Consider the following 12362-nt stretch of genomic DNA (forward strand, 5'->3'; position numbering starts at 1 on the left):
GAATGAGCGAAGAAATTAAAAACGAACAAACACATCAAACGGATAATGTCGACAATCAATCGCCAGCGGAGGCGGAAAAACCGCAAGTCGACAACAAAATTCCGTATGAGCGTTTTAAACAAAAAGTAGATGAAGTCAACGAGTTAAAACGTAAGTTGGCGGAAATCGAAAAAGAGCGCGATGAAGCAGAGCGCAAGAAACTTGAGGAACAAAACGAATACAAGGCCTTGTACGAAAAAGCGCAGAAGGAACTTGAAAAATTTAAAATTAGTGCGCTTGACGCGAAAAAAGACGCAATGCTCGCACAAGCCGGCTACACAAGCGAGCAAATCGAACGGTACCGTAAGTATTTAACTGGCGAAAATGATGACGAACTTAAAGCGTCACTCGAAACATTAATCGCGGATATTCCGCCGAAAAGGGCAGTAGGCGTTGATCCAAGCGCAGGCAACACTGAAAAGCAACAGCCGAAACCGAAAGATGAGGCGGAAATCGGGCGTAATATATTCAAACGCCTAAAAGAGAAAGGAAAAATTCGATAATTAGGAGGGTCATTAAATGGCAGGCTACACTTTAAAAATCACTGAGCAGCCGTTTAAAAGCGGTAAAAACATTTTAGCGTCTGAGCATTTTCAATTCATCGAAGGAGGCGCAACACTTGACGCGGTTGCAATCGGCGCTAAAACACTAGAAGCCGGAACAGCAATCGCTCGTAATACTACAACAGGTAAATTCGAGGAGTACAGCGAAACAACTCCGGGAACACTCGAACCCGGCTTTGATGAATTCGCAATTTTAAACGTGAACGTTGACGTTGACGGAGTAAATGACGTAGTAGTCGGCGAGGTTATTGTTCGCGGTTCTGTTTACGATGCGAAAATTATTGGTGCTACTGATGCTTTTAAAGAAGCAAACAAAAACATTAGATATGTAAAACACATTTAACGTAAAGGCGCTTTCGGTGTGGATGCGTCTTAAAAATTAATAATTTAGGAGGAATAGAGTTATGGCAGGTATCACACATTTAGAAGAATTTAAAGAGCCGGCATTGCGCGGTTTAGTAGACGAAACTTTGCAAGAAGCTGAACCAACGTTAGGCGATCGTTTCTTACCGAACGCAGAAATCTATTCAAATACGTTCGCATACGACATTATTAAAAAATCTAAACACATTGGTGCGATGATCGGATACGGTTCAGAGCCTCCAGTTGTTGACCGTGACGCAGTTGCTTCCCGTATGGGCGAAATCGCGAAAATGGGTATTAAATATATCGCGACAGAGGAAGAATTACTGGCGTTAAACCAAGCGCGTAATAATGGCGAAAAAGCTGCGATGATTGAGCGTTTAGCGCTTAAAGGCGTTGATCTCGTTCAAGCTATTCAACGTCGTATTGGCGTAATCAAAATGGAAGCATTAGCGAAGGGTAACTTCTCATATAACAAAAACGGCGTAAAAGTAAACGTTGACTTCGGTATTCCATCTGAACACAAAGTCGCTTTAACATCGCCAGATGATTGGGATAACGTTAACCGTGATGTTATTGCCGATTTACTAAACTGGGTCGAAATTTACGAAAACACTAACGGAAAATCGCCAGACGTAATTTTAATGAGTCGCGAAGTTCAAGCGAAATTATTGCGGAACAAAGTGATCGTTACCGAAGCAGGTCGTCCAGAAGGTTCTACTCGCGTAAGTCAAGCAGAACTAAACGCGGTACTTGACGGATTTGGATTGCCTCCGATTCAGATTGTTACTGACCGCAAAGTAACGGTTAAAGACATTTACACTGGCAACGATGAAGTGGTTGAATATTTCCCAGTAAATCGCGTTGTAATGTTAAGCGAAGGTGTCGGTAACTTCCTACTTGGCCCAACTGTTGAAAACAATTTCCAACCGGGAATTGTGTTGCAAGCATATGACAAACAAGAGCCAATTCAATCCGTTTTACGCGCGGTGGCTGCTGGATTCCCAGCAATCGAAGCGCCAGGACTAATCTTCCACGCTGACGTATTCACGCCACAAGCATAATGAAAAAGCTAGTTGAAGTAGTCGGGGCGGTTGTAGACGGTAACCAACCCGGCTCAAAAATCGAAATTGACGAACGTAGCGCAAAATATCTCGAAAAAATCGGCTACGTTCGTATTCTTGCGCAGGAGGTTACGGGTGAAAAAGGTTCGTCAGCGCCGAAAAAGCCCGCAACCAAAAAGCGCAACACGTCTACGAAGTAAGGAGGGAACGCTGAATGGCGACAAAGACGGAACTTGCACAGCGGTTGTTAATACGGTTTAAAGGCGTTCCGAATTTTCAACTAACAGACGCTGAGGAACTCGTTGATGACGCGATGCAGGTTCACGGCTTTGCGTCATCAAGTAACGTTCCCGAATCTGACGTAAATTTAATTTTGCTTTACGCACAAGCCGAAGGCGCTTGGCAAATTGCTCTAGCTACCGCGCACTATTTTTCTTATCAGGACGGCGAGGAATCGGTCGACAAATCCAACGTATCTGAACAATATCGAAAACTAGCGCAAGACATTCGCGGACAGTACGAAGTGGAAAAAGCGCGAAAAAGTGGCTCTAGTTTTTTTGTTATGAAACGGATTGATCGATCATGAATTCACAAGAAAAACTAGACGCAATTTTCCGCAGAATCGCCAACGAGTACGGCAAGCTCAATGAAAAACAAGTCGCGTTCGCCATTCGCGAAATCGGACGTGTTCGTAACGACGTTGCCGCCTTATTAGCGGAATTTGTGGCGGACGACGGCACGATTAAAAAGCAGCGCTTAATGCGTTTGTTACGAGAATTAGAGCAGTTAGAACGTTCAATGCGCCAATACGGCGAGCAAGCGTTAAATAAAACGATAAATGAATCGGCAGAATTTGCGATTGAGCAAGCTAATGCCGCCGTTAAAACAGTCGTAGGGACTACGCTTATAAAAAGCGGCATAGAACGTTTAAATCGGAATGTCGTCGAGTATGTGGCAACGAGATTCAGCGACGATGGACTAGTGCTATCAGATCGTATTTGGAACGTGTCGGGCGAAATTCGCGACGCTATTGCGTCACAACTTCGCGCCGACATAATCAAAGGCGAATCGGTTAGCACGATGGTGCGTAACATACGTCGAATCTACGAGAACGAAACGTGGATGATTCGGCGCTTAGTTATAACGGAAGGCAACACGGCGTACCGAACAGCCAACGCTATGAGTATTGAGCGAAGCGAAGTTGCGGACTGGGTGCGTATTGTTGAAAACGGAAGCCGTCACCCGCGCCACCAACAACACAGGTGCTATGAATTGGCGCAGGAAAATCGATACGGTCAAGGACGCGGAATTTTCAAGCCGACTGATACCGAAATTTACTCGCCACACCCGCAGTGTTCAGCGTTCATTGTTCCGGTTCTAAAAGACGAATATTTGTAGGAGGTGATTACGTTGCTAACCGAACATGATATAGCGTGGATGAAAGCGAATCGTGCGGAACTGGTCGCAAATCGCACGTCAACAATCATCGTAAAGTACAAGGACGTTACCGAACGCGACCCGTTTACGAACGAGCCGATTGGAGAAACGGAAGTAAGTCGAACGGTACAAAGCGTAGTCACCGAGATTTCGTCGGCAACCGGAGCAGGCGCTGATCGACGACTGGAAAACGGAATAGAAGTCGAAGATGGCGACATTTGGCTATCGATTGCGATTGATGACGTTGCCGACATCGTTGATAAAATTGAGCGCATTGAATATGACGGCAAGCAGTATGAGATTCTCGCGAAAGACAAAAAAGGTATCGGCGAAATCAATCGTATTGAAGTGTTAGGGCTGGTGATTTCGTAATGGCGCGAAGAATGAACGTTCAAGTTTTCGGAATTGATGACGTATTAAAACGATTCACCGAAACAGGCGGAGAGCCTGCGAAACGTGATCTTGAAAAAATAACGGAAACATACGCTAGGAAAATGGCGAGTGAATCCGCAGAAATGGCACCGGTTGATACCGGAGCATTAAAAAATTCGATTTCGTCGTCGCCGAGAAAAGCAGAAGGCGAAGAAATTGCGTGGGAATGGGGCTCAAACTTGCCGTATGCAACACGGCAAGAATACGAGCATAAATCGAAAAAAGGTTTCGTACGCAAAGCAATTTGGAATAATCGAACGAAATACCGCGAAGCAATACGAAATAGAATAGCGAAAGGGTGACGAATTTGCAGTACGATATTCAAGCGTCAATCATGCGTCACCTAGAGCAGAAAACAGGTTTACGCGTTATTTGGATTTTCGACGGCGTGACGTTGCCGGACGAAACGCAAAAGCCGTTTTTAACAATCGAACAAATGCAAGACGATATAACAATACTTGCGAAACAACGCGAAGCAGTCGAAACGATATACCGTTTTCAAGTCGGGCTATTCGCAAGAACTGCGGCTGAACGGGCGAAATTACAAGAAAATATACGTAAAATTTTTCTTTACGACGATTTTGCGTTGCTTGATACGAGCCAGCCGGGATTTCCGCCGGTTGGCATTTTTAATTGCACCGTTGAGCGTATCGTTCCTATGCCGGTAGATGACATCACGGAAAAATCGCAATACCATCGTGTTTATTTTGACGTGTTTGTTCAAAACATCGAAACAAAAACGAAGGAGTGACGAATAAATGGCGGTTTTGAAAGGTGAAAAAATTATTTATGCAGTCCGTTTTACCGATGAACTATCTCAACAACAAATTTTGCGCGTTCTTTATCAAACAACGGGCGGACGTTCGTACGAAGCTGACGAGGTTGAAGTCAACACTAAGGACATTGACGGAGTTGATTACGGGGCAGTAACGGAATCGATTTCGTTCGAAGGAATAATGGCAACAGACGATCCGGCGATTGATTATTTAAAAGATTGCATAAAAACCAAAAAGTTAGCAGAAATTCTCGAAATTAACACTGATACGAAAGAGGCGGAAGTCGGTAAATACATGATTTCCTCGCTAGAATTTGAATACCCTGACGAAGATAACGCAACATACTCGTTTGAAGCAACGCTTGTCGGAAGCACGACGAATGAGACATTGACGGAAGTTCCAGCAGGCGCAACATCTATCGATTAATTAGCGGCGGGCAACAACCCGCCTTTTCTTTTACTAAAATAACGGAGGTAATAACGTATGGCACGTTTTGAAATAAACGGAAAAGAATACGAACTAAAACTAACGTTTGAAAGTGTTAAATACTTAAACTGTTTGTTCGAAGGCGGTTCGTTTGAAGTTATCGGAAAAGCGATTATGGGCGACCTCAACACTTTCCCGCACATCATTCACGCCGCACTGTTCCACACCGGCGAAAATTTCGCGTTAAAAGACATTGAAAAAGCAATTGACGAATCAATTCAAAACGAAAAACTCGATCTCGACGGAATTGTTAAATTGTCTAACGAAATTGTTGCGAATAGTTTTTTCTACAAGAAGACGGTCGACAAACTGCTGAAAGAGAACAAAGAAGCGAAGAAAGCGATGGAACAGCTTCTGAAATAAGAGACGAATACGATCAGGCGATATTTAACGGTTGGCGGTATCTAGGATTAAACCCACACGAAGTAAAATCGCTAACACCGCGCGAATTTGAGATTCTTATGAAAGCGGAAAATGAACGACGATACGACGATTATGAGCGGATGGCAGTTCAGGCGCTTATGATCGAAAAGGCACACCGTGAAAACCGACCGAAATTAACGGATTTGTTCAAGCGGCCTAACGAACAAACTCACGACAAAAAGACGATAAATGAACGGCGAAAAGAAGTTGATGAAATCAACGCATGGCTTTCGACGTTGACAACAGAACGGAGGGGGTGACGGCTTGGAAGAAAATATTCTCGTCAAAGTAGGCGCGGATATATCGAATTTAGCACGTGGGATGAGCGAAGGAGCAAAAAGCGTGCAAAATTTCGGACAGTCCGTGCAAAAAATTGAACGAATGGCAAGCGGAATATCGTCCGTCGGTACGACAATCGGTACAACGTTTGGCGCTGTTTCGGCAGCAACAACTACAGCTTTGGCTGGCATGGTAAAGACAACGGTTGATTTTGACACCGCGTTGCGCAGAGCCGGAGCAATCGCCGGAGCAACGTCAGGTGAACTAGAAGAAATGCGTGCAGCAGCGCTGGATTTGGGCGCAACTACAACGAAAAGTGCAAGCGAAGTAGCGACGGCTATGACGGAAATGGCTGCGAAAGGATATGATGCAAACCAGATCATTGCCGCCATGCCGGGAATAATTGCGGCAGCAGAAGCGTCCGGCGAGGACTTGGCGCTAACGGCGGATACTGTTTCGTCCGCACTCAACGCATTCGGACTTGAGGCGAGTGAAGCGACAAGAGTTGCTGACGTATTAGCGCAAACGGCTAATCAGTCGGCAGCAGGTATACAAGACATGCAGTACAAACGGTGCTGGGTTGCGGGGAAACTCGCAGCATAAAGCAGGGCGTGAATTCGGTAGAGGCTAAGGCGAAAGGCTATGCTAATACCGAGCCAAGCCCGACCGGAAACGGCGGGAAGGCGTAGAGACTAGGACATGGAGCCCTAACGCATAACGGCGAGGGTGGTAAAGTCCCACGAGCGCGCCCCACCCTAACGTGTAATGGCGAGGGTGAAGATATAGTCCGAACCGGAGGCGAATTGACGCCTCGTAATGCGGCGAAAGCCCCGGAGCTACCGGATAAAGAGCCGGTAGGGTAACAAATTGATTCGTTTAAATACGCCGCACCAGTTGTTTCGTCATTAGGCGTTTCACTCGAAGAGTTAGCTGCGGCGACTGGGATAATGGCAGATGTTGGAATACGCGGTGAGCAAGCGGGCACAACGCTTCGCGGCGGTTTAGTTCAACTGCTTAAACCGGCGGAACAAACCGCAAAAATGATGGAATCGATGGGCATACAGGTGACGGACGCAAACGGTAAATTCATCGGTCTTGCCGGTGTAATACGCGAGTTTCAAGAATCGATGAAGGGTATGACCGATACGCAAAAACTCGCGACGCTTTCGCAAATTGTCGGAACAGAAGCGGCTAGTGGTTTCTTGGCGCTCATGAAAGCCGGCCCGTCCGAGATCGAAAAAATGACGAAAGCGCTCGAAAATAGTGGCGGCGCGTCAAAAGAAGCCGCAGAACAAATGATGGGCGGAATTGGCGGTGCACTAGAAGAATTGAGCGGTGCGTTTGAAACGTTATCAATACTAATCGGTAGTCAATTAGCGCCTTACATTCAAGCGTTCGCAACGTGGCTTAGCGGATTAATACAACGCTTTAACGAAGCTAGTCCTGCCGTTCAAAAATTTGTTGCGATTGGCTTAGCGCTAACCGCCGGCTTAACCGGTCTTATTGCGGTACTTGGAGCGGTCGCAGCTGGTATCGGATTTATGCTAACGGGAATTATGCCGTTAATTTCGGCTATTGCGCAAGCTGGCGGGGTAACTGCGTTATTGTCAGGCGCATTAGCGTTTTTGACGAATCCGATTACGTTAGCTATCGCTGGAATAACGGCACTTGTTGCGGCTTTTGCTTTCGCTTACTCACAATTCGAAGGTTTCCGTAACGTCATTAATAGCGTTTTTTCAACTTTGATGACATTCGTTCAACCAGCGTTAACAGCGGTCACGACATTTATCCGCGAACAAATATCGGCGCTGTCTGAGTGGTGGCGACAAATATGGCCTGACTTGTCACAAGCGTTCATGAATATTTGGAATGGCATTGTCGCATTTATTACGCCAATTCTAAACGCTATTCTTGCTCTATTCAAATTCGTGTGGCCCGCAGTTGAGTATATCGTCAAATCCGTATGGGAAAACATAAAAGGCGTGATTGAAGGCGCAATCGCTGTTATAACCGGCATCATCCAAGCGTTCTCTGCATTGTTTACAGGTAACTGGGGTGCGCTTTGGAATGCAATAAAACAAATCGTTTCTGGCGCAATTAAATTCGTTTGGAACTTGTTCAATTTATTACTTTACGGTCGTTTGTTAAAAGCTGGAACAGCGTTACTAAACGGGCTAAGATCGATTTTTTCTACTGGATGGAACGCAATAAAAACTAACACAAGTAAAGTATTCACTTCAATATGGAATTTTCTAAAAAACATATGGAATAGTACGGTTAATTTTTTTAAAAATACTCTAAACGGTATTCGTGCAACATTTATGAACGTTTTTAACGCAGTACGCTCGTTCGTTTCAAATGTTTTTTCAAACATACGAACAATTATATCAAACGCAATTAACACGATTAAAGATTTCGTTAGTAGCGGTCTTGATAATATTCGCAAATTTTTCACTGATACTTTTGATAAAGTTGTAAGTTTTTTGAAAGGAATAGATTTAGTATCAGTCGGTAAGGACATTATTTCCGGTCTAGTACGCGGTCTATCCTCAATGGCCGGCGCAGTTATTAGTGCGGTTACGGATATTGCCGGAAAAATAAAAAATAAATTTCTTTCGTTTTTCGGCATACACTCACCTTCTCGTGTTATGCGAGATGAGGTCGGTAAATATTTGCCGTTGGGTCTTATAGCAGGTATCAAACGAATGAAAAATGACGTAATTAGCGCAGCTGAACAAATGGCTAAATGGGCAACGCCTGACGTACCAAGCGTATCGCTCGCTTACTCGACACCTACAGGCGTTTTTGGTTCGCTGTCTAGCGCAGTAAACGGAACAGTCGATGTTGATTCGCGCGACGAAATACTAGCGGCTGCGATTGATCGGTTAGAACGGTCACTTGACGGTATGACAATCGTAATGGACGGAGAACGTGTCGGTCATCTTGTTCGCGGATATGTAAACGAAGGAAATGCGGTTGATGCTACGATAAGGAGGTATTTCGGTTAATGGACGTTGAAATAACGAAACAAAACGGAAAGACATTTAAATTAAGCGACTATGACATAATCGTTCGTGATTTTATCGTCGGATCAATCGAAATACTTCCGACATACAGCGAAATAGAAGGACGTCACGGGCGCGTTAATATAGGCGCTACTTACGGCACGCGAGCAATTAGCGTGCCTTTTTATTTTAAAGCGAATGACCTACTCGACTACCCGTTGCTTCGCGACTTACTGTTCGAGTTGACGGTAGACACTGAATCATTTTATGTTCGCGAATTGCGACGTGATATTTTTCAGGTCGGCGACAATAAGTATGTCGGGGGCAAACGGTATTTAGTACGGTTGGCAAGTTCGTTCGATATTGAACAAACGTATAAATACGGGTTTGGTGAGATGTCGTTTGAAACAACCGAACTTCCATTCGCCGAATCCGTCGGCACAACGCAAGACATCCAAGAAAACGGAATTAACGCCGATGACGAGTTGTGGGGTTTCGGTATGGGGTTGATCGAGGAAATGGGAGATGTCGAATATGTGCCTACAAGATGGTATCATGTCGGGTCTAAGAAATGGAGTGAAATCTAATGGCTTCATATACACCGAATTATAATTTGTATTTACCAAACGAAAATGATGATATAGAAGTTGCTCAATCGCTAAGTGATAACTTTTCTAAAATAGATACACAAATAAAAAATAGGGCAAGTGAAATCGGAATTTTATCGAATTTGACAACAACATCAAAAAGTAATTTAGTCTCTGCAATTAATGAGCATGACAGCGAGATCGGCAATTTATCGTCACTTACAACATCGAATAAGTCAACGGTGGTAGCGGCAATTAACGAAGTAAAAGGAAAAGCGGACGCAAACGAAACGAATATTGGAACGTTATCAAATTTAACAACGACAAATAAAAACAGTTTAGTTGAAGCGGTTAACGAGGTTCAAGGGGAAGTTAATACAAATACAACGAACATTGGAACTCTAGCTAGTCTAAATACAAGCGATAAAACGAGTATTGTTAATGCGATAAACGAAGTGAACAACAAATTACTAAGTATTGCGAAAGGAGTATTTACAACTTCTGGTGATGGATCGGCAACGACGGTAAATATCGCACATGGATTAGGTGTTGTACCATCGTTTTATCAAGTGCAAGCGGGTAGTGCGGATGCAGGAACGGCGGAAATTAGCTATATTACAGCGGATGCAACGAATATTACAGTTACATTTAAAACGGCACTTCCGGCAGGGACGAATAATATAACGCTTGTTTGGAGAGCGGAATCATGACGACTTGGGCAGAGTTCGCAAGATTAAAACAAACAATGTACACAGTTTATGATAAAACTTCTTTTCGTGTGTACAACGCTGGAAACGTGCCGATCCATCCGTTCCAACAAGATTTAAAGATTACGATTAAACAAGTTAGAGAATCGGCTAGCTATTTTGAGTTACGTAATCTTACAAACGGAACGGTTTTCCGTGTAAACGAAGCTGTTTCTGATACGCAAACAATCGTTTTAGACGGTCCGAATATCACATCAAATGGACTTAATTTTTTACGAAAAACGAATAAGGGATTTATCGAGTTGTCGCCCGGTTGGAATGATTTTCAAATTTACGGCGCTAGTAGAGCGACTGTAGAATTTGACTTTAGATTTTACTACTTATAACCGGAGGGATGTCAATGGCACGAAGAGAAATCGGAACGAGTTGGGATCGAGAAAACCGCAATAATATAAACGAAAATTTCAAAGAATTGTATGATGTGCAAAACAGGGCGATTGAAGAAGCGACGCAATCTATAATTGACAGCGCAAAGCTGTTATGGCTTGAGCCCGTCAACACTTATGCAGATATTGCGACAGCCTACCCAAACCCGGAAGTAGGTCATACGGTTTTCGTTAGGGATACCGGTAAAGTTTATCGTTTTTATGACGGGGCTTGGATGGAAATACAGCAAATTGATGCAGGACCGGTTAATGAAGTGGATACAAGATTGAGCGCAGAAATTGAAGAAAATAGACAAGAGATCGAACAAGCTAGAACAAAAGCGGATGGGACGACGTTTCCGGTTTTGCGGGATAGATTGAACGAAGTTGACGATAAAATTGGAATTTTAAACAAAAAGGCAAATGGTATTAAAGATGTGACCGAGTTTGGCGCAGACAATACAGGTGTTCAAGATTCAGTTACATCGTTTGAAACCGCAATTGCAAGTTTACAACCAGGCGAAACATTGAAAGCACAAGGAACATTTTATTTAACAAGAGAACTCCAACTTAAGAAAGACAATGTTAACTATGATTTTAGAGGGGCTACTTTTATTGGACCAACTGGCGGAACTCCTGAGGGGGGATTAGTTACAGTTGGAGATAGAACAGACATGATGCATGTTGTAAAAAATGTTCGTGTGTATGGAGGGACATATGTTCCTAAAAATACATTAGATAACGGCTTGAATATCGGTCAAAATGCAGATTCAATCGAAATGAGAGGGGTAATAGTAGATTGTACAACAGGACAACGAGGGGTTGCAATTCAAAACAATGAGTCCACATTTACAATTACTAATGTTTTAATTGATGGTGTATATGTTAAAGGCGGAAAAAACGCGATCAATGTTGACGCTCTCAATAACTCATTGATCGAAAATATTACAATTACAAATGTTATAGGTCAAGATACCGAAGAAGTTGTACGCATTAGTTCGGGCGGTTCTGATTTCAACACATTAAAAAATATCACTATATCCAATATTACAGGGAAAAACGTCAGATACGTTTTGAACCTCAACGGAATCGAAGGAACAATTGCGAACGTACAAGGCGAAAGCGTGAGATATAGAGCATTTAGTTTTAACTATTGCAAAAACGTTGTAGCAGCAATACTAAAAGCACAAGCGGCTACAACAATGGATGCTTCTTCGATGGGGTTAGTTTTGAATAACACATGTATCAATATGGACATTTCCGATGTTCAAATTAACGGGACATGGGATTATGGAATCTATGCTTCATGTCAAAAATCCAACATTCAAGGAAAATTAACGGGAACATTTAACTCTTACGTATTAAATACAATAGCAGGATTAATTGGAAACCGTTATGATTTATTTTTAGAAACATCATCCACTTTATGTAATACTTATCGTGATGGAGACTTGTACCTATTCAAACAATACGATGCTTCAGGAGTTTACACATTTAACCCAAAAGGTGACGGAAGGGTAAGGTATGGAACTGCCGCGCCGACAACAGGTACTTGGTCGCAAGGCGACTATGTAAAAAATATTGCTCCGATCGAGCAAGGAACCGCAGGAAGCAAATATGTGATTAGAGGTTGGATTTGTGTATCAAGCGGAACGCCGGGAACTTGGGTACAGGATAGAGCTCTTACGGGCAACTAAATTAAAATGAATGGAAACACATAAGTACCCAATAACGGTTGATTTATACTATTTTGGTTAATATAATAAAATATCATAG

Annotated in this window: 17 protein-coding genes; all 17 read left to right on the forward strand. The window is 43.3% G+C overall.

Translation table 11 applies throughout. From position 1 onward, the window contains the following. Positions 1-2: 2 nt before the first annotated feature. A complete protein-coding gene (locus tag NSQ44_RS03775; protein WP_340855061.1) occupies positions 3-542 on the forward strand; it encodes a hypothetical protein in 540 nt (179 codons plus the stop codon). 16 nt (positions 543-558) lie between these two features. Continuing rightward, positions 559-945 carry a hypothetical protein gene (locus tag NSQ44_RS03780; RefSeq protein WP_340855063.1) on the forward strand — a complete coding sequence of 129 codons (387 nt, stop codon included), beginning with the start codon at positions 559-561 and terminating at the stop codon, positions 943-945. A 61-nt stretch (positions 946-1006) separates the two neighbouring features. Next, positions 1007-2029, forward strand: coding sequence for a major capsid protein (locus NSQ44_RS03785; protein ID WP_340855065.1), 1023 nt, complete (start codon positions 1007-1009; stop codon positions 2027-2029). 214 nt (positions 2030-2243) lie between these two features. Then, positions 2244-2615 carry a hypothetical protein gene (locus tag NSQ44_RS03790; protein WP_340855069.1) on the forward strand — a complete coding sequence of 124 codons (372 nt, stop codon included), beginning with the start codon at positions 2244-2246 and terminating at the stop codon, positions 2613-2615. Further along, positions 2612-3427, forward strand: a complete 816-nt coding sequence (locus NSQ44_RS03795) for a hypothetical protein (protein ID WP_340855072.1) — start codon at positions 2612-2614, stop codon at positions 3425-3427. The genes NSQ44_RS03790 and NSQ44_RS03795 overlap by 4 nt, the downstream gene beginning before the upstream one ends. A gap of 12 nt (positions 3428-3439) precedes the next feature. Continuing rightward, on the forward strand, positions 3440-3838 hold the full coding sequence (locus NSQ44_RS03800; RefSeq protein ID WP_340855075.1) for a hypothetical protein: 399 nt from the start codon (positions 3440-3442) through the stop codon (positions 3836-3838). Beyond that, on the forward strand, positions 3838-4200 hold the full coding sequence (locus tag NSQ44_RS03805) for an HK97 gp10 family phage protein (RefSeq protein WP_340855077.1): 363 nt from the start codon (positions 3838-3840) through the stop codon (positions 4198-4200). Before NSQ44_RS03800 ends, NSQ44_RS03805 begins: the two co-directional genes overlap by 1 nt. 5 nt (positions 4201-4205) lie before the next feature. Next, on the forward strand, positions 4206-4649 hold the full coding sequence (locus NSQ44_RS03810; protein WP_340855079.1) for a hypothetical protein: 444 nt from the start codon (positions 4206-4208) through the stop codon (positions 4647-4649). A 7-nt stretch (positions 4650-4656) separates the two neighbouring features. Then, complete coding sequence (locus NSQ44_RS03815) at positions 4657-5100, forward strand: phage major tail protein, TP901-1 family (protein WP_340855080.1); 444 nt, start codon at positions 4657-4659, stop codon at positions 5098-5100. Between the two features lie 57 nt (positions 5101-5157). Then, positions 5158-5523, forward strand: a complete 366-nt coding sequence (locus NSQ44_RS03820) for a tail assembly chaperone (protein ID WP_340855083.1) — start codon at positions 5158-5160, stop codon at positions 5521-5523. A gap of 98 nt (positions 5524-5621) precedes the next feature. Continuing rightward, positions 5622-5843, forward strand: a complete 222-nt coding sequence (locus NSQ44_RS03825; protein WP_340855085.1) for a hypothetical protein — start codon at positions 5622-5624, stop codon at positions 5841-5843. Between the two features lie 4 nt (positions 5844-5847). Then, positions 5848-6465, forward strand: coding sequence for a phage tail tape measure protein (locus tag NSQ44_RS03830; protein ID WP_340855088.1), 618 nt, complete (start codon positions 5848-5850; stop codon positions 6463-6465). Between the two features lie 263 nt (positions 6466-6728). Beyond that, complete coding sequence (locus NSQ44_RS03835) at positions 6729-8870, forward strand: phage tail tape measure protein (RefSeq protein ID WP_340858112.1); 2142 nt, start codon at positions 6729-6731, stop codon at positions 8868-8870. After that, positions 8870-9454, forward strand: coding sequence for a phage tail domain-containing protein (locus tag NSQ44_RS03840; RefSeq protein ID WP_340855095.1), 585 nt, complete (start codon positions 8870-8872; stop codon positions 9452-9454). Before NSQ44_RS03835 ends, NSQ44_RS03840 begins: the two co-directional genes overlap by 1 nt. Further along, complete coding sequence (locus tag NSQ44_RS03845) at positions 9454-10164, forward strand: hypothetical protein (RefSeq protein WP_340855098.1); 711 nt, start codon at positions 9454-9456, stop codon at positions 10162-10164. Before NSQ44_RS03840 ends, NSQ44_RS03845 begins: the two co-directional genes overlap by 1 nt. Further along, entirely contained in the window at positions 10161-10547 is a 387-nt protein-coding gene (locus NSQ44_RS03850) for a phage distal tail protein (RefSeq protein ID WP_340855101.1), read from the forward strand. Before NSQ44_RS03845 ends, NSQ44_RS03850 begins: the two co-directional genes overlap by 4 nt. A 14-nt stretch (positions 10548-10561) precedes the next feature. Beyond that, complete coding sequence (locus NSQ44_RS03855; protein ID WP_340855104.1) at positions 10562-12283, forward strand: hypothetical protein; 1722 nt, start codon at positions 10562-10564, stop codon at positions 12281-12283. The last annotated feature ends 79 nt before the right edge of the window (positions 12284-12362 follow it).

Origin of the sequence: Aeribacillus sp. FSL M8-0254, from assembly GCF_038008845.1 — a bacterium.
In the GTDB taxonomy this organism is placed as follows: Bacteria; Bacillota; Bacilli; order Bacillales; family Aeribacillaceae; genus Aeribacillus; species Aeribacillus composti.

Coding starts and splice junctions, on each gene's coding strand:
- NSQ44_RS03845 (WP_340855098.1), top strand. CDS start 9,454: ATGGCTTCATATACACCGAATTATAATTTGTATTTACCAAACGAAAAT.
- NSQ44_RS03785 (WP_340855065.1), top strand. CDS start 1,007: ATGGCAGGTATCACACATTTAGAAGAATTTAAAGAGCCGGCATTGCGC.
- NSQ44_RS03850 (WP_340855101.1), top strand. CDS start 10,161: ATGACGACTTGGGCAGAGTTCGCAAGATTAAAACAAACAATGTACACA.
- NSQ44_RS03840 (WP_340855095.1), top strand. CDS start 8,870: ATGGACGTTGAAATAACGAAACAAAACGGAAAGACATTTAAATTAAGC.
- NSQ44_RS03815 (WP_340855080.1), top strand. CDS start 4,657: ATGGCGGTTTTGAAAGGTGAAAAAATTATTTATGCAGTCCGTTTTACC.
- NSQ44_RS03795 (WP_340855072.1), top strand. CDS start 2,612: ATGAATTCACAAGAAAAACTAGACGCAATTTTCCGCAGAATCGCCAAC.
- NSQ44_RS03825 (WP_340855085.1), top strand. CDS start 5,622: ATGAAAGCGGAAAATGAACGACGATACGACGATTATGAGCGGATGGCA.
- NSQ44_RS03820 (WP_340855083.1), top strand. CDS start 5,158: ATGGCACGTTTTGAAATAAACGGAAAAGAATACGAACTAAAACTAACG.
- NSQ44_RS03790 (WP_340855069.1), top strand. CDS start 2,244: ATGGCGACAAAGACGGAACTTGCACAGCGGTTGTTAATACGGTTTAAA.
- NSQ44_RS03805 (WP_340855077.1), top strand. CDS start 3,838: ATGGCGCGAAGAATGAACGTTCAAGTTTTCGGAATTGATGACGTATTA.
- NSQ44_RS03855 (WP_340855104.1), top strand. CDS start 10,562: ATGGCACGAAGAGAAATCGGAACGAGTTGGGATCGAGAAAACCGCAAT.
- NSQ44_RS03775 (WP_340855061.1), top strand. CDS start 3: ATGAGCGAAGAAATTAAAAACGAACAAACACATCAAACGGATAATGTC.
- NSQ44_RS03780 (WP_340855063.1), top strand. CDS start 559: ATGGCAGGCTACACTTTAAAAATCACTGAGCAGCCGTTTAAAAGCGGT.